At 42.6% G+C, this 22239-nt stretch carries 23 protein-coding genes; all 23 read left to right on the top strand.

Going from position 1 to position 22239, the window contains the following annotated elements; all coding sequences use genetic code 11:
• Positions 1-275 precede the first annotated feature (275 nt).
• Entirely contained in the window at positions 276-1517 is a 1242-nt protein-coding gene (glyA, locus tag ADA55_RS16460) for a serine hydroxymethyltransferase (protein WP_048685863.1), read from the top strand.
• A 234-nt stretch (positions 1518-1751) separates the two neighbouring features.
• Positions 1752-2381 (top strand): uracil phosphoribosyltransferase, encoded by a 630-nt coding sequence (upp, locus tag ADA55_RS16455; protein WP_034315825.1) that lies wholly within the window; start codon positions 1752-1754, stop codon positions 2379-2381.
• A gap of 23 nt (positions 2382-2404) precedes the next feature.
• Complete coding sequence (gene wecB / locus ADA55_RS16450; protein WP_048685862.1) at positions 2405-3547, top strand: non-hydrolyzing UDP-N-acetylglucosamine 2-epimerase; 1143 nt, start codon at positions 2405-2407, stop codon at positions 3545-3547.
• 87 nt (positions 3548-3634) lie between these two features.
• Positions 3635-5860, top strand: a complete 2226-nt coding sequence (locus ADA55_RS31050) for a S8 family serine peptidase (protein ID WP_275452470.1) — start codon at positions 3635-3637, stop codon at positions 5858-5860.
• 458 nt (positions 5861-6318) lie between these two features.
• Positions 6319-6687, top strand: coding sequence for an ATP synthase subunit I (locus ADA55_RS16440; protein ID WP_048685860.1), 369 nt, complete (start codon positions 6319-6321; stop codon positions 6685-6687).
• Between the two features lie 22 nt (positions 6688-6709).
• Entirely contained in the window at positions 6710-7405 is a 696-nt protein-coding gene (gene atpB / locus ADA55_RS16435) for a F0F1 ATP synthase subunit A (protein WP_048685858.1), read from the top strand.
• A gap of 64 nt (positions 7406-7469) precedes the next feature.
• The gene (gene atpE / locus ADA55_RS16430; RefSeq protein ID WP_048685857.1) at positions 7470-7694 is read left to right on the top strand and encodes a F0F1 ATP synthase subunit C; all 225 of its coding nucleotides are present in this window, start codon (positions 7470-7472) and stop codon (positions 7692-7694) included.
• 165 nt (positions 7695-7859) lie between these two features.
• Complete coding sequence (atpF, locus tag ADA55_RS16425; RefSeq protein ID WP_048685855.1) at positions 7860-8381, top strand: F0F1 ATP synthase subunit B; 522 nt, start codon at positions 7860-7862, stop codon at positions 8379-8381.
• Positions 8378-8914 carry a F0F1 ATP synthase subunit delta gene (locus ADA55_RS16420; RefSeq protein WP_048685852.1) on the top strand — a complete coding sequence of 179 codons (537 nt, stop codon included), beginning with the start codon at positions 8378-8380 and terminating at the stop codon, positions 8912-8914. The genes atpF and ADA55_RS16420 overlap by 4 nt, the downstream gene beginning before the upstream one ends.
• Positions 8915-8938: 24 nt before the next feature.
• Entirely contained in the window at positions 8939-10447 is a 1509-nt protein-coding gene (atpA, locus tag ADA55_RS16415; RefSeq protein WP_048685849.1) for a F0F1 ATP synthase subunit alpha, read from the top strand.
• Between the two features lie 37 nt (positions 10448-10484).
• On the top strand, positions 10485-11345 hold the full coding sequence (locus tag ADA55_RS16410; protein ID WP_048685846.1) for a F0F1 ATP synthase subunit gamma: 861 nt from the start codon (positions 10485-10487) through the stop codon (positions 11343-11345).
• Positions 11346-11432: 87 nt separating this feature from the next.
• Positions 11433-12830 (top strand): F0F1 ATP synthase subunit beta, encoded by a 1398-nt coding sequence (gene atpD / locus ADA55_RS16405; RefSeq protein ID WP_048685843.1) that lies wholly within the window; start codon positions 11433-11435, stop codon positions 12828-12830.
• A 25-nt stretch (positions 12831-12855) separates the two neighbouring features.
• On the top strand, positions 12856-13257 hold the full coding sequence (locus ADA55_RS16400; RefSeq protein ID WP_048685840.1) for a F0F1 ATP synthase subunit epsilon: 402 nt from the start codon (positions 12856-12858) through the stop codon (positions 13255-13257).
• Positions 13258-13599: 342 nt separating this feature from the next.
• Positions 13600-13974 (top strand): NADH-quinone oxidoreductase subunit A, encoded by a 375-nt coding sequence (locus ADA55_RS16395; RefSeq protein WP_048685838.1) that lies wholly within the window; start codon positions 13600-13602, stop codon positions 13972-13974.
• 26 nt (positions 13975-14000) lie between these two features.
• Entirely contained in the window at positions 14001-14477 is a 477-nt protein-coding gene (locus ADA55_RS16390) for a NuoB/complex I 20 kDa subunit family protein (protein WP_170946902.1), read from the top strand.
• A complete protein-coding gene (locus ADA55_RS16385; protein WP_048685834.1) occupies positions 14478-15422 on the top strand; it encodes an NADH-quinone oxidoreductase subunit C in 945 nt (314 codons plus the stop codon).
• A gap of 5 nt (positions 15423-15427) precedes the next feature.
• The gene (locus ADA55_RS16380) at positions 15428-16525 is read left to right on the top strand and encodes an NADH-quinone oxidoreductase subunit D (RefSeq protein WP_048685832.1); all 1098 of its coding nucleotides are present in this window, start codon (positions 15428-15430) and stop codon (positions 16523-16525) included.
• Positions 16526-17533 (top strand): NADH-quinone oxidoreductase subunit NuoH, encoded by a 1008-nt coding sequence (gene nuoH, locus ADA55_RS16375; RefSeq protein ID WP_048685830.1) that lies wholly within the window; start codon positions 16526-16528, stop codon positions 17531-17533. It abuts the gene before it with no gap.
• Between the two features lie 33 nt (positions 17534-17566).
• On the top strand, positions 17567-17986 hold the full coding sequence (gene nuoI / locus ADA55_RS16370; protein WP_048685828.1) for an NADH-quinone oxidoreductase subunit NuoI: 420 nt from the start codon (positions 17567-17569) through the stop codon (positions 17984-17986).
• On the top strand, positions 17983-18501 hold the full coding sequence (locus tag ADA55_RS16365; RefSeq protein ID WP_048685826.1) for an NADH-quinone oxidoreductase subunit J: 519 nt from the start codon (positions 17983-17985) through the stop codon (positions 18499-18501). Before nuoI ends, ADA55_RS16365 begins: the two co-directional genes overlap by 4 nt.
• Complete coding sequence (gene nuoK, locus ADA55_RS16360; RefSeq protein ID WP_034315785.1) at positions 18498-18812, top strand: NADH-quinone oxidoreductase subunit NuoK; 315 nt, start codon at positions 18498-18500, stop codon at positions 18810-18812. The genes ADA55_RS16365 and nuoK overlap by 4 nt, the downstream gene beginning before the upstream one ends.
• A gap of 34 nt (positions 18813-18846) precedes the next feature.
• On the top strand, positions 18847-20718 hold the full coding sequence (gene nuoL, locus ADA55_RS16355; RefSeq protein WP_048685824.1) for an NADH-quinone oxidoreductase subunit L: 1872 nt from the start codon (positions 18847-18849) through the stop codon (positions 20716-20718).
• Positions 20715-22238, top strand: a complete 1524-nt coding sequence (locus ADA55_RS16350) for a complex I subunit 4 family protein (protein WP_048685823.1) — start codon at positions 20715-20717, stop codon at positions 22236-22238. Before nuoL ends, ADA55_RS16350 begins: the two co-directional genes overlap by 4 nt.
• Position 22239: the final 1 nt, after the last annotated feature.

Below are 22239 nucleotides of genomic sequence, written 5' to 3'. Positions count from 1 at the left end.
ACTTTCTTTAATAGTGCTAATAGAATGGTGATTTCGCTCATGGAATATAGGGTGAAAGAGCTATTTATCACAATTTCGATGTTAAATACGAACATTTTTAAATGAAAAAACATTTAATGTTCGATAAAATTAGACTATCACTTCTAAATTAGACATGTTAAAATGGAGTAGAATTTTCTAATAATTATTGGTAAGGCTTTTTCATGCTTTTTGAAGGCATGTTGCACATAAATACTAAAAAGCGAATCACGCACAATTTGAGGAGGAATTACGGAATGAATCGTTTAGCAAAGCAAGATGAGCAAGTGTTTAACGCAATTCAACTGGAATTAGGGCGTCAAAGAAGTAAAATTGAGCTTATTGCTTCTGAAAACTTCGTGAGTGAAGCTGTCATGGAAGCGCAAGGGTCGGTCTTGACTAATAAGTATGCAGAAGGATACCCTGGAAAACGTTACTATGGCGGATGTGAGTATGTAGACATCGTTGAAGATCTAGCACGTGAGCGTGCGAAAGAAATTTTCGGAGGCGAGTATGTGAACGTACAGCCTCACTCTGGAGCTCAAGCCAATATGGCCGTTTACTTTACAGTGCTTCAAACTGGCGACACAGTGCTTGGGATGAACCTTTCGCATGGTGGTCACTTAACACATGGAAGTCCAGTAAACTTCAGTGGTGTTAACTACAATTTTGTTGAATATGGTGTAGACGAAAAAGATCACCGTATCGATTACAATGATGTATTGGAAAAAGCGCGTCAACACAAACCTAAATTGATCGTAGCGGGTGCAAGTGCATATCCACGGGAAATCGACTTCAAGCGATTCCGTGAAATTGCGGATGAAGTCGGGGCATATTTAATGGTCGACATGGCGCATATTGCAGGTTTAGTTGCGGCTGGATTACATCAAAGTCCAATTCCTTATGCTGACTTTGTAACGACAACTACTCATAAAACACTTCGCGGACCACGCGGTGGGATGATCATCTGTAAAGAGGAATTCGGTAAGAAGATCGATAAATCCATCTTCCCTGGAATTCAAGGCGGTCCTTTGATGCATGTTATATCAGCTAAGGCTGTTGCATTCGGCGAAGCGCTTCAAGATGATTTTAAAGTATATGCCAAACAAATCATCGACAATGCTAAACGTTTGGGTGAAGGTTTGAAGAAAGAAGGGTTCACTCTTGTTTCTGATGGAACGGACAATCACTTGATTCTTCTGGATGTGCGCTCTACAGGATTAACGGGAAAAATCGCAGAGCATGTTTTGGATGAAATCGGTATTACCGTGAACAAAAATGCGATTCCTTATGACCCGGAAAAACCTTTCGTTACCAGCGGTATACGTATTGGGACTGCGGCAGTGACATCACGTGGCTTCGGATTGGAAGACATGGATGAAATAGCTGCTATCATCGGACTTGTATTGAAAAATAATGAAGACGCAGCTAAGCTTGAAGAAGCAAAACAGCGTGTTGAATCATTAGCGAACAAATTTGAATTATATCCTTCATTGTAATATAGGAGCCGCTCCCTTTAAAGGGAGCGGTTTTTTTGCATTTATGGAAGGTCAGTGTGTTAGAAGAATCCGAATAGTGAAAATAGGTCTGACATCTAAACCTTTATTGAAGATTGAAACATTTTTCTGTAAAATAGGTTGAAGTGAATTTTAAAAGACACGAAAATTTTTCTATTCGATTAGGGAAATCATAAAAAAGCGCAAAACTAAGCAATGGAATTGGAGAGATGCCAAATGGGAAAAGTTTATGTTTTCGATCACCCGTTAATTCAACACAAATTAGCCTATATACGTGATATAAATACAGGAACAAAAGAATTCCGTGAACTAGTGGATGAAGTTGCATCATTGATGGCATTTGAAATCACGAGGGATATGCCGCTGGAAGAAGTGGAAATCCAAACGCCTGTAAGCACAGCGAAAGTGAAAATGCTTTCTGGTAAAAAAGTGGGGATCGTCCCGATTTTACGTGCAGGCATAGGGATGGTGGACGGAATCATTAAGCTGATTCCTGCTGCAAAGGTTGGACATGTTGGACTTTACCGTGATCCTGAAACATTGAAACCGGTTGAATATTATGCGAAGATGCCAAGTGACTTGGCAGAAAGGGAATGCATTGTCGTTGACCCGATGCTAGCCACTGGCGGATCAGCCATCGAAGCGATCCATTCCATTAAAAAGCGCGGTGCGGTCAATATTAAATTCATGTGTTTGATTGCAGCTCCAGAAGGTGTAGAAGCTTTAAAAGAAGCTCATCCTGATGTTGATATCTATATTGCGGGTCTTGACGAAAAACTGAATGAACATGGTTATATCGTTCCAGGTCTTGGAGACGCAGGAGATCGTTTATTCGGCACAAAATAAGGAAAGAAACTGAGGTGTCACGAATGAACAAACCGATTAAAGTCATGACCATTTTCGGGACGAGACCAGAAGCTGTCAAAATGGCTCCCTTAGTACTCGAATTTCAAAAACACCCAGAATATTTCAAGCCGATCGTTGCTGTTACTGCTCAGCATCGCCAAATGTTAGATCAAGTTCTCGAACTATTTTCCATACAGCCGGACTATGACTTGGACATAATGAAGGAAAGGCAAACGCTTGCTGACATTACAACAAGAGCATTAAATGGTCTTGATTCCGTAATGAAGGAAGCTAAACCAGATATTGTTCTCGTTCATGGTGATACAACCACAACGTTTGTCGCCAGTCTGGCAGCTTTTTATAATCAAATTGTCATTGGGCATGTAGAAGCGGGGCTGCGCACATGGAATAAGTATTCCCCCTATCCCGAAGAGATGAATCGACAGCTTACGGGTACGATGGCGGATTTGCATTTTGCGCCGACTTCGAAAGCCGAGGAGAATCTGCTGAACGAAAACAAGAAGGATAATATCTTCGTGACGGGAAATACGGCAACGGATGCTTTAAAAACGACTGTAAGGCCGACATATTCCCATCCGGTTTTAAATGGCCTTGGAGAAGACAGGCTCATTTTGCTTACCGCCCATCGGAGGGAAAATCTAGGGGAACCCATGAGGAATATCTTCAGGGCCGTTAAGAGAATCATTGTTGAGCATGATGATGTTCAAGTGGTATATCCTGTTCATTTAAATCCGCTTGTTCAAGAATTGGCAAACGAAGTTCTCGGGGACGATCCGCGGGTTCATTTGATCGAACCGCTGGATGTATTGGATTTCCATAACTTCGCTTCTAGAGCCTATCTGATTTTGACTGATTCTGGAGGAATCCAGGAAGAGGCACCGTCACTTGGTGTACCCGTCCTGGTTTTAAGGGATACGACCGAACGTCCTGAGGGGATTGCGGCCGGAACCTTAAGATTGGCTGGTACTGATGAACAAACCATATATGATTTGGCACATGAATTGCTCACCGATCAAGAGGTGCACGAAAAAATGTCCAAAGCTTCAAATCCATATGGGGACGGAAATGCTTCGGTCCGCATAGCTGAAGCGATCCGGTACTATTTTAAGCAAGTGAATATGCCGCCAACTAGATTTGAACCATAAAAAAGGAAAAGCTATGCGCTTTTCCTTTTTTTTATTTGCATACTCCAAGGTTGTTGAGAAAAGATAACTGCTAAGGGGATGATTATGTTGGGAAAGAAAACGTTCATAGTGTTTGTTTTCCTTTTTATATTTATTTATCAAAATGAAAAGGGCTTCGCAAAAGTCATTTTGCCGCCTTTACCAAAACTATCTGAATCTAAGGAAGTAACGGTTGTTGTCACGATGGATAAGGCGTTTAATCGAAAAAAGATCGAAAAACTGCTTGAAAAATATCCATCTCTTCAATTACGGAATGTTTATTCGGTTGCCCTGGATGGATTTTCCCTTCACGGGAAAATGAAAGAAATAGAACAACTTAAAAAGGAGGGGGGAATTCAGGCCGTAACGGAAATATCCGTTTATCAACCCGTGTTGGATGAAAGTGTCCCATACATAGGAGGAGACAGGGTCAGGGGTTTCTTTGATAAGGAGAATCACCGGATCACCGGGAAAGGGATAAAGGTAGGGATAATCGATACTGGCATCGATTATACACATCCCGATTTGCAACGAGCTTATAAAGGAGGTAAGGATCTGGTTGACGGTGATGCAGATCCGATGGAAACCAAAAATCAAGGCGACCTGGATACATTGCATGGCACTCATGTGGCAGGCATCATTGCAGCCAATGGAAAACTGAAAGGCGTCGCACCTGAAGCGGAGATTTACGCTTATCGAGCTTTGGGGCCAGGCGGTTCTGGAGATACAGATCAAGTATTGACGGCCATTGAGACAGCCATGAAGGATAAGGTGGATGTATTGAACCTCTCTCTAGGCAATAACGTCAATGGTCCTGATTTACCCATCTCCCTTGCGTTGAATAAGGCTGTGGAAAGCGGCATCGTTGCCGTGACATCAAACGGGAATTCCGGTCCGGCTGTATGGACCGTCGGTTCACCCGGTACAGCGGAAAAAGCGATTTCCGTTGGGGCCTCGACTCCCCCCTTAAGGGTTCCGTATTTGATTTACGGACTTGGATCAAAAAAGCATCAATCGCATTTAACCTTGTTTCAAGGCTCTAAAAAATGGAACCTGACGTTTTCCGAGGATGTCATATATGGGGGACTGGGTAATGAAAAGGACCTGAAGAATGTTCGGGATAAGATTGTATTGATGGAACGTGGTACACTTACCTTCCAGCAGAAAGTATCCAATGCAGAAAAGGCAGGTGCCAAGGGGGTAATTGTTTTTAATAATACGAGCGGGAGCTTTACTGGAAGCTTGGAAAAAGAAATGAACATCCCAGCTGCTTCTATTAATAGAAGAGATGGATTGCAGCTCAAGCAAATCATGGAGCAGGGGCAGAGCAAAACCGTTCAATTTGTTTATAAGAACGAGCAGGATAGGCTCGCGGATTTTAGCTCCAGGGGACCGGTAACCGTATCATGGGGAATAAAGCCTGACGTATTGGCACCGGGAGTGGAAATTGAAAGCACCATTCCTAAAGGATATATGTCCCTGGATGGAACAAGTATGTCCGCACCGCATGTTGCAGGTGCATGCGCCTTAATCCTGCAAAAACACCCGGAATGGACTCCTGACCAAGTGAAATCTGCATTGATGAGCACTTCCAAGCCATTGAGGAAAACAGCGTATCAATTGTATCACACATATGAACAGGGAGCTGGACGCATCCAGGTCGACGAAGCTTTAAAAGCGGACACGCTCTTGAATCCAAGCTCATTGTCCTTTGGGATGTATACAAAAAAAGAGGGAATTGAAGAGCATCATGAAACGATAGTCATAGAAAATACCGGAACGGAAATGAGGAAGTACTCATTCATGGTCCCATTAAAAGAGACGGGGCTTACTTGGGAATTGCCGAAGTCCCTAACTTTGAAACCGAAGGAAAAGAAACGGATAAAAGTCGGATTGCAGGTCAACCCAGCCGAGCTTAAAAAGGGAGTCTTTGATGGATACCTCATTATAATGGAAGGAACCAAAAGAATATCCCTTCCTTATTTATATGTAAAAGAAGAGCCTGATTATCCAAGGATAATGGGATTTGATTTTGGTCAAGGGGACCAGGAAGGCACATATCGATACGAAATGTATCTTCCGCGCGGGGCTGAAGAATTCGGTATTGCCCTTTATGAGGAAGATAGCTTGAAATTCGCTGGATATTTGGATTGGTCCAGATCGGCTCCTTCCGGTTTGATCAAAAAAGATGTATTGAAAGAGGACTTGCCGCCTAAAGGAATATATAAGGCGATAATCTTTGCAAGAAGGGGCGGAAGGGAAGATCGGATAGAAAAGACGTTACTTATCGAGTGAAGAGAGGACAATAAGTAAAATAAAATGGATGTCAATAGTATAAAAAAGATAATTTGTGAACAATTCGTTAATAATTACAAACCTGTGACAAATTTCACTAACCACTCATTGACAATGATTCTAGCCTATTGTATGCTAACAAAGGATGTAAAATGAGAGGGTTTTCAGGAGCCCGGCATGCAGATTTTTACAGCATGAAATGTTTTCTATCCTCCACCAAATTCAACCGCGAGGATGCAACTTGCGTCAAATGATCGCCGTCTAAAATGGCTATGACTTTGATGTCAGCGATTCTTTCTCAAATAGTCGGATCAGTTTTGTTCGGTATCTTCTTTTACTCGTCAGAACCTAAGATTCGAACCGCTGCTATTAGTAATTGGCCTTCTTTGTGGACTTGCTAGGTTTACAAGCAATGCTTCATTCAGTACGAAAATATTTCTCAGGAGATTAAATGAAAAATGCCAGAAATGAAAATCATGTTCAACAGGCAGAGTAAATATATAATTTTTCTTCTGGCGGTTTATGTTGTTGGATGGGGACTTACGAGTTATCAAGCCGTTTTTGCTGGGCTTATACTGGGTACGAGTTTGAGTTTATACAATTTATGGCTGATCAATCAGAAAATGAAAAAGTTCAGTCAGGCGCTCGATGAAGGAAAGAAAACGAAATCTCTTGGGACGATGACACGAATGGCATCCGCAGGTCTAGCGGTACTCATTGCATTGGAATTTCCGGAGCATTTTCATCTGATAAGTGTTGTATGGGGATTAATGACAGCTTATATTGTCATTTTTATAGATTTTTTCATCCAATTAATACGTCGATAGCGGGGAAGAGAGGTGAATATAGTTGAATCATGAAGCACCCTTACAAGAATTTATGGGTCTTACCTTTAACTTGAGTAACGTCCTAATGATTACAGTTGCCAGTCTAGTTGTGTTCATACTTGCTGTGCTTGGTACACGTAAGCTTGCCATGAAGCCAACCGGCATGCAGAATTTCATGGAATGGATTATGGATTTCGTTAAGGGTATTATTAATAGTAACATGGACTGGAGAACAGGTGGTCAGTTTCAACTGCTTGGTATGACTTTGCTAATGTACATTTTTGTGTCCAATATGCTAGGTCTTCCGTTTGCAATTAGTTACGATGGAGTGCTTTGGTGGAAATCACCAACAGCCGACCCAGTTATCACATTGACTCTTGCAGTCATGGTTTTAGGTTTAACGCATTATTATGCTATAAAAATGAAAGGCGCCAAGGGTTACTTTAAAGCTTATAAAAACCCAATGACACTTGTAGAGGAATTTACAAACTCCTTGACACTTGGTCTGCGTCTATATGGTAACATTTATGCTGGTGAAGTTTTGCTGAGTCTATTAGCGGGCACCCTGGCATTTAGTGGAGCTGCCGGATTTATTGGTGCAATTGTGCCTACATTAGTATGGCAAGGCTATAGTATTTTCGTCGGTAGTATCCAAGCGTTTATCTTTGTCACGTTAACAATGGTTTATCTGTCTCATAAAGTCAGTGACGACCATTAATTATAAGTTCATTTAGAACTAAAAAAATAATAAATTTTGATACAATCTAAGGAGGATATTTATAATGACAGGTTCAGTAGGTCTTCTTGCAGCAGCAATTGCAATTGGTTTAGCAGCACTAGGTGCAGGTATTGGTAATGGTCTTATCGTTTCAAGAACAGTAGAAGGTATCGCTCGTCAACCAGAAGCTCGCGGTATGCTTCAAACAACAATGTTCATCGGGGTAGGTTTAGTTGAGGCGATGCCTATCATCGCGGTAGTAATTGCGTTTATGGTATATGGTGGTTAATAGAACCTTCAAAAAGTTCAAAAATGGCGAAGTTCGTTCCATGTGAACCTTCGCCTTTCCTTTATGTCCACAATCCTGTTTTTATACAGTTTAAGAGCATAGTTTTCTAAAGTTCATATAATGAACGCTTTAAGAAGTGAAACTCGTGAAGGGAGTGAACCAAGCGTGTTAACAAGCAGCTTTGTACTTGGGTCAACGTCTCATGGCTTTAATGGCGGAGACATGTTATACCAATTAGTAATGTTTATCATTTTGTTAGCGTTGCTGAAGAAATTTGCATGGGGTCCTCTAATGGGCATCATGACTCAACGTGAAGAACATGTTGCAAATGAAATTCAAGCAGCTGAAGCTAGCAGACAAGAAGCACTTAAATATTTAGAAGAACAACGTGAAATCGTAAAACAATCTCGCACTGAAGCGGGACAACTTATAGAAAACGCAAAACTTCAAGGTGAAGCACAGCGTGAAGAGATCGTGAATCAAGCACGTCTTGAAGCTGAACGCGTCAAAGAAACAGCTAAGCGTGAAATCGTACAGGAAAAAGAAAAAGCCATTACGGCATTACGCGAGCAAGTGGCATCTTTATCCGTACTTATTGCTTCTAAAGTAATAGAAAAAGAACTATCCGAAGCAGATCAAGAACAATTGATTAATGACTACATTCAAGAGGCAGGAGAAGGGAAATGAGCGATATAACAGTAGCAAAGCGTTATGCCGTTGCCCTTTTCCAAATTGCGAAAGAGCAAAATCTCATTAACCAACTTGAAGAAGAGCTTCGCATAGTGAATGAAGTTTTTACAAAAGATGATGAGCTATTAAGCTTCCTGGCTCATCCTAAAATGACTAAAGATGCAAAAGGCGCTTTGATTGCAAATGCATTTGCAAGCCTTTCTTTTTCCGTTCAAAACACTGTGATGCTGATGGTGGAGCGTCATCGTACAGATGAAGTGACAGCAATGGCACAAGAGTTCATTGAACTTGCGAATGAAGAAAACTCAGTAGCTGATGCAACGGTCTATACAGTACGTCCATTGACTGAAACGGAAGTGGAAGCTGTGTCTTCATCTTTTGCAGCAAAAATCGGCAAAAGAAATTTACGCATCACTAATATTACGGATAGCAATATCCTTGGCGGCATCAAATTACAAATCGGTAACCGCATTTATGACGGGACGATTAGCGGTAAGTTAGATCGCCTTAGCAAACAACTATTAGGTTAATATTCACAGATAGGGGTGAAATTCATGAGCATCAAAGCTGAAGAAATCAGTGCGCTGATTAAAAAGCAGATTGAAAACTATCAGTCGGAAATTAAAGTAAGCGATGTTGGTACGGTTATCACTGTTGGTGATGGTATCGCACGCGTTCATGGTTTAGATAATGCAATGTCTGGGGAGCTCTTAGAATTTTCCAATGGGTCAATGGGATTAGCACAAAACCTAGAGCAAAATAACGTAGGTGTTGTTATTCTTGGACCATTCAGAGACATTAAAGAAGGCAGTGAAGTACGCCGTACTGGCCGTATCATGGAAGTGCCAGTTGGAGAAGAATTAATCGGACGTGTCGTGAATCCGCTTGGGCAACCATTAGATGGCCTTGGCCCGATCGCTACGACAAAAACTCGTCCAATAGAAAGCCCTGCAACAGGTGTAATGGACCGTAAATCAGTACATGAACCTTTACAAACAGGTATTAAAGCAATCGATGCATTGGTTCCAATCGGTCGTGGACAACGTGAGTTAATCATCGGTGACCGTCAAACTGGTAAAACATCAGTTGCAATCGATACAATTCTTAACCAAGCTGACCAAGATATGATCTGTATCTATGTCGCTATCGGTCAAAAAGAATCAACGGTTCGTGGAACTGTTGAAACACTACGTAAAAATGGTGCTTTGGATTACACAATCGTTGTATCTGCATCAGCTTCTCAACCAGCACCACTTTTATACCTAGCTCCATATGCTGGTGTGACTATGGGTGAAGAGTTCATGTTCGCCGGCAAGCACGTTCTTGTGGTTTATGATGATCTTTCTAAACAAGCATCTGCATACCGTGAACTTTCCTTGCTACTTCGCCGTCCTCCAGGTCGTGAAGCATTCCCAGGGGATGTATTCTACTTGCACTCCCGTTTACTTGAGCGTGCAGCAAAATTGAATGACACTTTAGGTGCCGGTTCAATCACTGCGCTTCCATTTGTTGAAACACAAGCAGGCGACATCTCTGCTTACATTCCAACAAACGTAATTTCCATCACAGATGGACAAATCTTCTTACAATCCGATTTGTTCTTCTCAGGTGTACGTCCTGCGATTAACGCTGGTCTATCCGTATCCCGTGTTGGTGGATCTGCACAAATTAAAGCGATGAAAAAAGTTGCCGGTACATTACGTCTTGACTTGGCTTCATACCGTGAATTGGAAGCATTCTCTCAATTCGGTTCTGACCTTGATGCTGCTACACAAGCAAAACTTAACCGTGGTGCTCGTACAGTTGAAGTCCTTAAGCAAGATCTAAACAAACCGATCAAAGTAGAAAAACAAGTCATGATTTTCTATGCATTGACTAAAGGTCATTTAGATGATATTCCAGTATCGGATATCCTTCGTTTTGAAGAAGAGTACTATGTGTTCCTAGATCGTTCTCATCCGGAATTATTAGATCACATTCGCACAACAAAAGGTCTTCCTGAAGACGCTGCTATCGTTGCTGCAATTAACGAATTCAAAAAGAACTTCGTTATTTCCGAATAATAAGGTCTAACTAATTTATAAAGGGTGGTGAGAATGAATGGCCTCTTTACGCGATATTAAGTCTCGGATTACTTCAACGAAAAAGACGAGTCAAATTACAAAAGCGATGCAGATGGTATCTGCTTCTAAAATGAACCGTGCGGAAGCTAATGCTAAAGCATATGTTCCATATATGGAAAAAATTCAAGAAGTGGTATCCAGTATTGCGAACGGAAGCACGGATGCATCGCATCCAATGCTTACTTCACGTCCAGTTAAGAAAACCGGTTACTTGGTAATCACATCGGACCGTGGATTGGCTGGGGCATACAATAGTAGTATACTTCGCCACGTTCATAAAACCATTCTTGAACGCCATAAATCCAATGATGAGTTCGTCATTATCGCAATCGGAAGGGTTGGCCGTGATTTCTTTGTCAGCCGTAACATGCACGTAGAGCTTGAAGTAATTGGGGTTCCTGATCAGCCGTCTTTCGCTGACATTAGCTCCCTTGCAAAATCGACAGTGAATTTATATCTGAATGAGCTGTGTGATGAGCTTTATATGTACTATAACCATTATGTCAGCCCAATCCAGCAGGAGGTAACGGAAAAGCAAGTCCTTCCGTTAGCTGACTTCAATACTTCCAATGCAACATTGACTTCTTATGAATTTGAACCGAATGCAGAAGAAATCCTTGAGGTATTACTGCCTCAATACGCAGAAAGTTTGATTTATGGTGCTTTATTAGATGGTAAAGCAAGTGAGCACTCTGCACGTATGACTGCAATGAAAAATGCGACCGATAATGCAAAAGAGTTGATCGACTCACTTTCATTACAATATAACCGTGCACGTCAGGCAGCGATCACTCAAGAAATTACAGAGATTGTCGGCGGTGCAGCAGCTTTAGAATAAAATCATTAAAGGAGCGGTCGGCCCGGACGAAGCTTGGCCGTTCCATAAACTCGATAGTCGTTATAAGCAACGTTAGGAGGGAAAACGATGAATATAGGACGCGTTACTCAAGTTATGGGTCCGGTTGTTGACGTGAAATTCGAAGACGGACAACTTCCTAAGATCTATAACGCGTTAAGAATCGAAAATACAGCGTCTGGTACAGGACTAACTCTTGAAGTGGCCCTTCAACTAGGTGATAATACAGTTCGTACTGTAGCAATGTCTTCCACTGATGGTTTAACCCGTGGTGCAGAGACTGTTGATACAGGAGCTCCAATTTCAGTACCTGTAGGTGAAGTTACTCTAGGTCGTGTTTTCAACGTATTAGGGGAAAACATTGACCTATTCGAACCACTTACAGCAGAGGTGCGTCGTGATCCAATTCACAGACAAGCACCAACATTCGAGGAATTATCAACATCTGTTGAAATCCTTGAAACAGGTATTAAAGTAGTAGATTTACTTGCTCCTTACATCAAAGGTGGTAAAATCGGTCTCTTCGGTGGAGCCGGTGTTGGTAAAACTGTACTTATCCAAGAACTTATCAATAACATCGCACAAGAGCACGGCGGTATCTCGGTATTCGCTGGTGTAGGTGAGCGTACTCGTGAAGGTAATGACCTTTTCTACGAGATGACTGATTCTGGTGTTATTAAGAAAACAGCGATGGTATTCGGACAAATGAACGAGCCGCCAGGTGCACGTATGCGTGTTGCCCTAAGCGGTTTGACAATGGCTGAATATTTCCGTGACGAACAAGGACAAGACGTTCTTTTCTTCATCGATAACATCTTCCGTTTCACACAAGCAGGTTCTGAGGTTTCCGCCCTACTAGGACGTATGCCTTCAGCGGTTGGTTACCAACCAACTCTTGCTACTGAAATGGGTCAATTGCAAGAACGTATCACTTCAACAAATAAAGGTTCAGTTACATCCATTCAAGCGATCTATGTACCTGCCGATGACTATACGGATCCGGCTCCAGCTACAACTTTCGCTCACTTGGATGCAACAACTAACCTTGAGCGTAAACTTTCTGAAATGGGTATCTACCCTGCAGTTGATCCATTGGCGTCTTCTTCTCGTGCCCTTAGCCCAGAAATCGTTGGGGCTGAGCACTATAAAGTGGCTCGTCAAGTGCAATCGACTTTACAGAAATATAAAGAACTTCAAGATATTATTGCCATCTTGGGTATGGACGAATTAAGCGAAGACGAAAAAGTAATCGTTCAACGTGCTCGTAGAATTCAAAACTTCTTGTCACAAAACTTCCACGTGGCTGAACAATTCACTGGTCAAAAGGGATCTTATGTACCAGTTAAAGAAACAGTCCAAGGATTCAAAGATATCCTAGCTGGAAAATATGACGAACTTCCAGAAGATGCTTTCCGTCTAGTTGGCCGCATCGAAGAAGTTGTTGCTAAAGCAAAAGAAATGGCTTAATTAAAGGGACCTAGGAGGGAATGAAATGAAGACCATTAAAGTCAATGTTGTTACTCCCGATGGCCCAGTATATGATGCAGAAGTTGAAATGGTAAGCACTAAAGCTAAAAGCGGTGAGCTGGGAATCATGGCTGGACACGTTCCAACTGTAGCCCCGCTTACCATTGGTGCTGTCCGTCTTAAAAATGGAAGCAACACAGACTATGTAGCTGTAAATGGTGGCTTCTTAGAAGTTCGCCCTGATGTGGTAACCATTTTAGCTCAATCTGCTGAAAGAGCTGAAACTATCGATCTTGCACGTGCTCAAGCAGCAAAAGCCCGTGCTGAACAAAGATTGCAGAACAATGATGGATCAAATGATGCCAAAAGAGCTAATTTAGCGCTTAAACGTGCCATTAACCGAATCCAAATTGCAGAAATGCGATAACTTTAATTGTTGAAAACACCTGATCAAGCCATTCGTGGTAAGATCAGGTGTTTTTTTATCCTGAAGGTTTTTGAGGATCATTGACATGGAATATCGGAATTAGGAAAAAAAGGTCGAATTATAGGGTAAAGTATTTTCCATTTTAAACCCTAACTCGTCGACATGTTTTTATCCTAATGTTATAATGTATACGCTTACATTTATTGCTTCATACCCCCTCCTATCACGTAGCTTCTAAAAGATTGTTACCCTGCATAATATTTTATTACAGTATCCAAAAAGAAGACAGGCAAATTTAACTTCTATCCAGTTAACATGATTTATCCATAAAGGGAGATGAACATGGGACAGCTGCATATTTACCAAAATAATTATTTAATTGTATTTGTTTTCCTTTGTCTCGGTATTTTATTACCTGTGATCGCTTTATTTCTTGGTAGACTGCTAAGGCCTTATAAACCGACAGATATGAAATATACGACTTATGAAAGCGGAATCGATCCTTTTCAGGATTCAAGGGTTCAATTCAATGTCAGGTATTATCTATTCGGATTGATGTTCGTCATATTTGATGTAGAAACGGTTTTTCTTTACCCATGGGCGGTTGCCTATGATGAACTCGGACTGTTTGCATTGATTGAAATGCTGTTTTTTGTCGTGATCCTTATGCTAGGACTAATCTATGCTTGGAAAAAGAAGGTGTTAAAGTGGAATTGAAGTTGGATGAACTTACCCCTAAAGAAATGGAAGAAATGCGCCACAGTATTTTCTTATCCACACTTGAACAAATAAAAGGCTGGGCTAGAAGTAACTCACTCTGGCCAATGACTTTCGGTTTGGCATGTTGTGCAATTGAAATGATGGGTGTCGGCTCCTCTCATTATGATTTGGACCGATTTGGTTCTTTTTTTCGGACATCCCCCAGACAATCGGATGTCATGATTGTTTCAGGAACGGTAACGAAAAAAATGGCTCCAATAATAAGTAGATTATACGAACAAATGCCAGAACCGAAATGGGTTATTGCAATGGGCTCCTGTGCAACTGCTGGCGGCCCTTATGTTCACTCTTACTCAGTGGTCAAAGGGGTAGATCAAATTGTACCTGTCGATGTATATATACCGGGTTGTCCCCCAAACCCAGCTGCACTTATTTACGGGATCAATAAATTAAAAGAAAAAATCCGTTATGAGGCGAAAACCGGAAAGCGGGTGATATAGATGAGTGAAAAGGAAGACTTAGCGAAGCAAAAGGCAGAGGCCGCGGCCAAGGCAAAGGCCGTAGCACTGGCCCGAAAACAGGCGAAAGAAGAAGCGGCAGAAAAGCCGGAAGGTGAAATGGATATAGCGAAGCAAAAAGCAGAGGCAGCGGCCAAGGCGAAGGCAGCCGCATTGGCCCGGAAACAGGCGAAAGAAGAAACGGCAGAAAAGCCGGAAGGTGAAATGGATATAGCGAAGGAAAAGGCGGCGGCAGCGGCCAAGGCGAAGGCAGCGGCATTGGCCCGGAAACAGGCGAAAGCAGAAGCGGCAGAAAAGCCGGAAGGCGAAATGGATGCAGCGAAGGAAAAGGCGGCGGCAGCGGCAAAGGCGAAAGCAGCAGCCGCTGCCAAAGCGAAAGCGGCTGCTGCTGCGAAGAACAGGGCTGCTGTACAGGAAAGCGAGGAAGTTGACACCCCTAGCGAAATTTCCCCAAATCAGTCGAAACTTGATCAAATTGTTTCTGCTATTGAAAGCCATGTAGGACAAGGGGCATTATTAGAGAACTATATTAATAGACTATCAAAAGATGTACCCACTTTAGTGGCCAATCCGGATACATATTTTTCAATAGCCAAATTTCTGCGGTACGATGAACAGCTTGATTTTTCGTATTTATCGGAACTTCATGGTACGGATTTTGAATCCCATATGGAAATCTATGTACATTTACACTCATTCAAAATGAACCAATCAGTTGCCTTGAAGGTGAAGCTTGATAGGGATACTCCCGTTATCCCATCATTGGTCCCATTATGGTCAGGTGCCAATTGGCCAGAATGTGAGGCGTATGATTTATTGGGCATTAACTTTTATGAACACCCTGATTTAAAGCGGATTTTACTTGGGGAAGATTGGAAAGGGTATCCCCTTAGAAAAGATTATGAGCCTTATGATGTGGAGGTATAAGCCCTATGTTAAGGACGGAAGAAATGCTTCTCAATGTCGGGCCGCAGCATCCGAGTACACATGGTGTTTTTCGGCTTGTCATCAAGATTGACGGTGAGATTATCAAAGAGGCTACACCTGTCATTGGGTATCTGCATCGCGGTACGGAAAAACTAGCGGAAAATCTGCAATATACACAAATAATCCCATATACCGACCGGCTCGATTATCTGGCGGCAATGACAAATAATTATGTGCTTTGCCATGCTGTTGAGACGATGATGGGGGTGGAGATCCCTGAAAGGGCAGAATATTTGCGGGTCATCGCAATGGAATTGGGCAGAGTTGCAAGCCACCTCGTCTGGTGGGGTACATACTTGCTGGATATAGGTGCGACGAGTCCTTTCCTTTACGCATTCCGAGAACGTGAAATGATCGTTAATTTATTGACTGAATTGTCAGGGGCACGCCTAACATTCAATTATATGCGTGTCGGAGGTGTGAAATGGGATGCTCCTGAAGACTGGATTGCGAAGGTTGCCGAGTTTGTCCCTTATATGAGGGAGCAGCTTGCCGGTTACCATGAGCTTGTGACAGGGAATGAAATCTTTGTTAATCGGGTTAAAGGGGTGGGCATCTATACGAAGGAAGAAGCCTTGCAGTATTCGCTTAGCGGTGCCAACTTAAGGTGTACAGGTGTGAAGTGGGATTTACGGAAAAATGAACCATATTCCATTTATGACAGGTTCACATTCGATGTTCCTACAAGGGAAGAGGGTGATGCCTTTTCACGCTATCATTGTAGAATGGAAGAAATCGAAGAGTCACTGAAAATCATCGAGCAGGCGGTTGAGCAATTTCCAGAAGGGCCGGTCCTTGCTAAGGTCCCTAAAATAATAAAGGTTCCTAAGGGTGAGGCATTTGTCCGAATTGAATCACCAAGAGGGGAAATAGGCTGTTATATCGCGAGTGAAGGGAAAAAGGAGCCATACCGCTTGAAATTTCGCAGACCTTCGTTTTATAATCTGCAAATTCTTCCGAAATTATTGGAGGGGGAAAATATGGCGAACTTGATAACGATTTTAGGTGCAATCGATATCGTGTTAGGGGAGGTGGATGGATAAATGATCAAGGATCTTCTCCACTCCGCTCCAAGCCTACTGAATTTTGGCATTTTTTTTGGTTTGGCAGTCCTGCTCCTGTTTGTCGTATTAGGGTTTGTAACCTATGGAATCCTTTCAGAGCGTAAAATCATGGGATTCATGCAGATGCGTGTCGGCCCAAACCAAATTGGAGGGAAATGGGGTCTCTTGCAGACCGTTGCTGATGTTTTGAAACTTCTGATCAAGGAAGATACGATACCCAAGAAAGCTGATAAGCCGTTATATATTTTAGCTCCGGTAATTGCTTTTGCTCCCGCTTTCATGGTCCTTGCCACCTTGCCGTTCACCGATGCCTTCCAATTTGCTGATATAGGTGTCGGACTGCTTTATTATATGGCGATTTCCGGCATATCTACCATCGGCATCGTCACTGCAGGTTGGGCATCCAATAATAAGTATTCTTTGATTGGCGGAATGAGGGCAGCCGCGCAAATGATATCTTATGAGATCCCTTTGGTGATGTCGCTAGTGGGCATCGTCCTCATAACAGGCAGTTTAAACTTGAATGATATAGTTGCAGCCCAGGAAAAGGTTTGGTTCATTTTTCTTCAGCCGGTTGCGTTCATCGTGTTTTTCATTGCATCGGTTGCCGAGTTGAACAGGGTTCCTTTTGACCTTCCGGAAGCGGAATCCGAACTTGTTGCAGGCTATCATGTTGAATACTCTGGATTTCGCTGGGCCTTCTTTATGTTATCCGAATATGTGTATATGTTTGCAATGGCAACGCTAACCACTGTATTATTTTTAGGGGGATGGAATTCTATTCCGTTTTTGGATTTTATTCCGGCGGCCATCTGGTTTGGTCTGAAGTTCAGTGCCGTATTCTATATATTGGTCTGGATCCGTGTAACCTTTCCTCGTATAAGGGCTGATCAATTGATGGAATTCGGATGGAAAGTGCTGCTCCCGGTTGCATTGGCAAATATATTTTTGACGGCACTAATAAAAGAATTGCTTAACCTTTTTTAGAAACTTAAGCTGGTCGGAAAGCGAGGGATTTATATGCTTGGTTTAGCAAAAGGTTTAACCTATACATTAAAGAACTTGACGAGGAAAAAAGTGACCTATGACTACCCGAATGAGCCGCTTCCGCTCCCTGACCGATTTCGCGGAATCCAAAAATTCTATCCTGAAAAGTGTATAGTATGCAATCAATGCGTGACGATTTGTCCAACGGATTGTATTCAATTAACTGGTAAGAAACATCCGGACCCGTCGAAAAAAGGGAAAATCATCGATACGTATGACATCAATTTCGAGATTTGCATTTTATGTGATTTATGTACGGAGGTCTGCCCTACAGAAGCGATCGTGATGACGAATCAATTCGAGCTGGCCGAGTATAGCCGTGATCATCTATTTAAAAACCTGGAGTGGCTGGATGAAAATGATGAAAATATCCGGAAGGTGAATAAAGTATGAGTTTGTCGGGTGAATTAATTGCCTTTATTGGTTTGGCACTTGTCGCGATAGTTGGCGGGGTGTTGCTGATTACCTTAACAAAAGTGGTGCACATGGTTATCGCACTTGTTTTTACTTTCTTGGGCATTGCAGGCATTTATATGTTGCTTTCGGCAGAGTTTGTCGCCATTGTCCAAATCCTTATTTATTCAGGGGCAATTACGATCGTGATGCTATTCGGGATTATGCTGACAAAACACCAGGAAAATGATGCACCGGCTAAAGGGGGCTGGGGGAATTTCTCCTTGCTGGCAGCGATTGCAGGATTTGCCGTAGCGGTGTATCTTGGGATTTATAATCTGGATATACCTGTACAGCCAACGGCGTTGCATGAGGAAAATACAAAGCAAATAGGAATCGAACTTTTTTCAAAATATGTAATTCCATTTGAAGTGATGTCGGTACTCCTGCTTGTTGCTTTAGTCGGTGCCATCGTATTGGCTAAAAAAGATGATGAGGAGGGAGATCGATCATGACGGGAGTCCCTTTGTCGGCTTACCTTGTATTGGCACTCGTTTTGTTTTGTATAGGGCTGTATGGTGCCTTGACGAAAAGAAATGCGGTCATTGTTTTGATTTCAATCGAGCTGATGCTGAACGCTGCAAATATCAATTTAGTGGCCTTCAGTAAATTCGGGGTAACGCCATCCATAACGGGTCAAGTTTTTTCCTTATTCACGATTACGATCGCTGCAGCCGAGGCGGCTGTAGGGCTGGCCATACTAATGTCCCTTTATCGCAATCGTAAGACGGTCAATGTCGATGAAATGGAAATGATGAAGAATTGAAGGTTTATATAATTGAAGAAGGGGATTTGATACGATGATGGAGCACGCATGGCTCATACCGATCTTTCCACTCGTCACGTTTCTGGTTCTGCTTCTATCAGGCGGGCGGTTGCGGGAACGAGGGGCTTTTATAGGAATAATATGTACAGTGGCTTCGTTCGTTTTATCGTTGCTTGTCCTGATCGAGCGATTTAAAGAACCTACTTATAATATATCGATAGATTGGCTTTCCTTCGGAGGGACGCAACTTTCAGCTGGATTCGAAATCAATCAGCTCAATGCCTTGATGCTTGTGGTCGTTTCCCTTGTCAGCCTGCTTGTCCAGATATATTCGAAGGGGTATATGAAGGGTGAAGTGCGATTCTCCATTTTTTATGCTTATCTGGGCTTCTTCACCTTTGCCATGCTTGGACTAGTCATGGCACCCAATTTATTACAACTTTATATCTTCTGGGAATTGGTCGGGGTGGGGTCTTTCCTGCTCATTGGTTTTTACTTTTATAAATTGGAAGCTAAGGCTGCGGCGAAGAAGGCATTCATCATGACCAGGATTGGGGATGTAGGGCTATTAATCGGCATCATTCTTCTATTCTGGGAAACAGGCAGCTTTGAATATGGCGAGATCTTTAAAGCCGTTCAGTCGGGCGTGATATCAAGTGAAAAACTGACATTAATCGCTATTTTGATTTTTATCGGTGCGGTTGGGAAGTCTGGACAATTTCCACTTCACACATGGCTTCCGGATGCAATGGAAGGCCCGACTCCGGTTTCCGCATTGATACACGCAGCAACCATGGTTGCTGCAGGGGTATATCTGGTGGCGGCCATGTTTCCGTTATTCATGGCTAGTTCTGCTGCGATGCAGGTAGTGGCCATAACAGGTGGGATTACAGCCATATTTGCCGCAAGCATTGCCATAGTGCAAAAGGATGTTAAGCGTGTATTGGCCTATTCGACCATCTCTCAGCTTGGTTTTATGATGCTTGCTTTGGGTACTTCGGGATATGTGGCCGGGGTGTTTCATTTAATGACCCATGCCTTTTTTAAAGCTTTGCTGTTTTTGGCAGCAGGCAGTGTTATTCACGCTATACATACACAGGATATGGAAAAAATGGGCAGCTTATGGCGTAAGTTGAATTGGACCGGTCCGCTGTTCTTGACTGGCACGTTGGCGATATCGGGGTTTCCGTTGCTCTCGGGCTTTTTCAGTAAAGATGAAATTCTAATGGCAGCTTGGGAGAATGGTAGTTATATATTGTTTGGTCTAGCGGTGGTTACCTCCTTTTTAACTGCGTTTTATATGTTCCGGCTGTTTTTCATGATGTTTGCAGGCGATTCACGCAGTCAAGCAGAACAGGTCAAGGAATCACCTTTCATCATGCTAATTCCCATGCTTGCATTGGCTTTGCTTGCTGTAATCGGTGGGTATATCCAAACACCGTGGTTTGGAACTTTTCTTGGGGAGTGGCTTGTGGAGGGAAATGAAGCTCTTCTAGGCGCCAGCCATAGTGAGGGGCCCGTTTGGATAATGTTGATGGCCGTGCTTGTGTCGCTGGCCGGGATTTACCTTGCTTATATGATATACGTTAAAAAGAAGTTATCTCGGGAATGGCTTGTCAAAGAAAACTCCGAGGTATATAGGATTTTGGAAAATAAGTATTACATTGATGAGATTTATCATTTTACTGCAGGCTATGCAATCAAAGGCTTTAGTATATTCCTATCTTATATTGAAAGGTTCATTGTCGGTGGCCTTGTTTCCACTGTAACAAGTTCAATAGAAGGATTGGGGAAAATAGGGTCTAAACTGCAAACGGGACAGGTACAGCAATATGGCATGATAGCCTTTCTGGGACTTGCGGTACTGTTGGTGATTTTTGCAGTAACTGGGGGGTATCTAAGATGAATGTCTATTTGCTCTCGCTTTTAGTGTTTTCACCGCTGCTGGGCATCGTGATGGTTGCCCTCATGCCGAAAAAAGAGGAAAGGACGATTAAACAATTTGGTTTTTTCGGAACACTGCCTCCCCTTTTCCTATCATTCTTTCTTTGCAGCCAATATTATTCGGATGTGGCCCTATCCATATTTGACATTAAGTTGAATTGGATCAGGTTTGGAAATTTGGAGATGTATGATCCCAAGCTCTTCACGGTTGATTTTGAGTTGGGGCTGGATGGCTTAAGTCTCATCTTCATATTACTGACAACAATCATTTCATCACTGGCCGCAATCGCATCCATTTATATAAAAAAAGAATGGAAAGGGTATTATTTATTATTTTTGATCCTGGAGATGGGAATGCTCGGTGTCTTCACGGCAGAAAATTTGATCCTTTTTTTCATCTTTTTCGAAATGACTTTGATTTCTGCTTTCTTTTTAATTGGCAGATGGGGCTTTCTGGAGAGGGAGAAAGCTTCTTATAGTTTTCTGATCTATAATGGCATTGGTTCGGCTGTTTTATTGGTGGCCATTTTGATTTTGTTTGCCAGGACAGGTACGACCAACATTGCAGCATTGACACAGATGATGACAATGGGCGGCGTTTCGCTTTTTGCACCCATATCCGGTTCGATGAAATATGGTTTATGTCTTGCATTTCTCGTGGCATTTGCGATAAAGCTGCCGGTCTTTCCCTTTCATAGCTGGATGGTGCGGGTCCATGCAGAAGCACCCCCATCCATAGTCATGATACATGCCGGTGTCTTATTGAAAATTGGGGCGTACGGAATCATCCGGTTTGGAATGGGGATATTTCCTGAACAATATAAAAGCTTGGCCTTTACCATTGTCCTATTTGGGGTCCTCAGTTTTTTATATGGTGCTTTTCTGGCATTGGTACAAACGGATTTCAAGCTTGTTTTAGCCTACTCATCAATCTCGCATATGGGTATCGTCATGATGGGGCTGGGAGCCTTGAATGAAGCGGGCATTCAGGGAGCTATTTTTCAAGTCATCTCACACGGGCTAATTGCTGCTTTGTTGTTTTTCTTGGTGGGAGTGTTGTATGAACGTACAGGAACCACGATGCTTCCTAAGCTTGGAGGGCTGGCCAAGTCGATGCCGATTTTTTCAGGGTTTATGTTAGCTTGCGGAATGGCTTCACTCGGTTTGCCTGGCATGTCCGGCTTCATCAGTGAATTCATGGTATTTCTTGGCTTATTCAAGAGTCAGCCGATGCTTGCGGCAATAGGGGTGATCGGGCTGGTATTAACCGCTGTTTATGTACTGAGGGCGGTCATGCTTATGACTTTCGGGAAAAATGATAGCTTGAAAGAAAAAGAGAAATGGGACATAAGGGGCTGGGAGTTTTTTCCGGCGTTGGTTCTTCTCAGTTTGATAATATCTGTTGGGGTATACCCAAATTTGTTAGGCGGGCCTCTTCAAGGAACGATTGAAGCCATGATGCTTGCTCTAGGGGGGCGATGAA

Origin of the sequence: Bacillus sp. 220_BSPC, from assembly GCF_001054655.1 — a bacterium.
Taxonomy (GTDB): Bacteria; Bacillota; Bacilli; order Bacillales; family DSM-1321; genus Peribacillus; species Peribacillus frigoritolerans.
The sequence above is the reverse complement of the archived record's forward strand: the minus strand, read 5'-3'. Positions and strand labels throughout refer to the sequence as shown.

What these genes read in the sequence shown, in the direction of transcription:
- upp (WP_034315825.1), top strand. Translation starts at nt 1,752, where the DNA reads ATGGGAAAAGTTTATGTTTTCGATCACCCGTTAATTCAACACAAATTA.
- ADA55_RS16395 (WP_048685838.1), top strand. Translation starts at nt 13,600, where the DNA reads ATGGGACAGCTGCATATTTACCAAAATAATTATTTAATTGTATTTGTT.
- atpA (WP_048685849.1), top strand. Translation starts at nt 8,939, where the DNA reads ATGAGCATCAAAGCTGAAGAAATCAGTGCGCTGATTAAAAAGCAGATT.
- nuoL (WP_048685824.1), top strand. Translation starts at nt 18,847, where the DNA reads ATGATGGAGCACGCATGGCTCATACCGATCTTTCCACTCGTCACGTTT.
- nuoI (WP_048685828.1), top strand. Translation starts at nt 17,567, where the DNA reads ATGCTTGGTTTAGCAAAAGGTTTAACCTATACATTAAAGAACTTGACG.
- ADA55_RS16350 (WP_048685823.1), top strand. Translation starts at nt 20,715, where the DNA reads ATGAATGTCTATTTGCTCTCGCTTTTAGTGTTTTCACCGCTGCTGGGC.
- nuoK (WP_034315785.1), top strand. Translation starts at nt 18,498, where the DNA reads ATGACGGGAGTCCCTTTGTCGGCTTACCTTGTATTGGCACTCGTTTTG.
- atpE (WP_048685857.1), top strand. Translation starts at nt 7,470, where the DNA reads ATGACAGGTTCAGTAGGTCTTCTTGCAGCAGCAATTGCAATTGGTTTA.
- glyA (WP_048685863.1), top strand. Translation starts at nt 276, where the DNA reads ATGAATCGTTTAGCAAAGCAAGATGAGCAAGTGTTTAACGCAATTCAA.
- ADA55_RS16385 (WP_048685834.1), top strand. Translation starts at nt 14,478, where the DNA reads ATGAGTGAAAAGGAAGACTTAGCGAAGCAAAAGGCAGAGGCCGCGGCC.
- ADA55_RS16410 (WP_048685846.1), top strand. Translation starts at nt 10,485, where the DNA reads ATGGCCTCTTTACGCGATATTAAGTCTCGGATTACTTCAACGAAAAAG.
- ADA55_RS16390 (WP_170946902.1), top strand. Translation starts at nt 14,001, where the DNA reads ATGGAAGAAATGCGCCACAGTATTTTCTTATCCACACTTGAACAAATA.
- wecB (WP_048685862.1), top strand. Translation starts at nt 2,405, where the DNA reads ATGAACAAACCGATTAAAGTCATGACCATTTTCGGGACGAGACCAGAA.
- atpD (WP_048685843.1), top strand. Translation starts at nt 11,433, where the DNA reads ATGAATATAGGACGCGTTACTCAAGTTATGGGTCCGGTTGTTGACGTG.
- ADA55_RS16380 (WP_048685832.1), top strand. Translation starts at nt 15,428, where the DNA reads ATGTTAAGGACGGAAGAAATGCTTCTCAATGTCGGGCCGCAGCATCCG.
- nuoH (WP_048685830.1), top strand. Translation starts at nt 16,526, where the DNA reads ATGATCAAGGATCTTCTCCACTCCGCTCCAAGCCTACTGAATTTTGGC.
- ADA55_RS16440 (WP_048685860.1), top strand. Translation starts at nt 6,319, where the DNA reads ATGCCAGAAATGAAAATCATGTTCAACAGGCAGAGTAAATATATAATT.
- ADA55_RS16365 (WP_048685826.1), top strand. Translation starts at nt 17,983, where the DNA reads ATGAGTTTGTCGGGTGAATTAATTGCCTTTATTGGTTTGGCACTTGTC.
- ADA55_RS16400 (WP_048685840.1), top strand. Translation starts at nt 12,856, where the DNA reads ATGAAGACCATTAAAGTCAATGTTGTTACTCCCGATGGCCCAGTATAT.
- ADA55_RS16420 (WP_048685852.1), top strand. Translation starts at nt 8,378, where the DNA reads ATGAGCGATATAACAGTAGCAAAGCGTTATGCCGTTGCCCTTTTCCAA.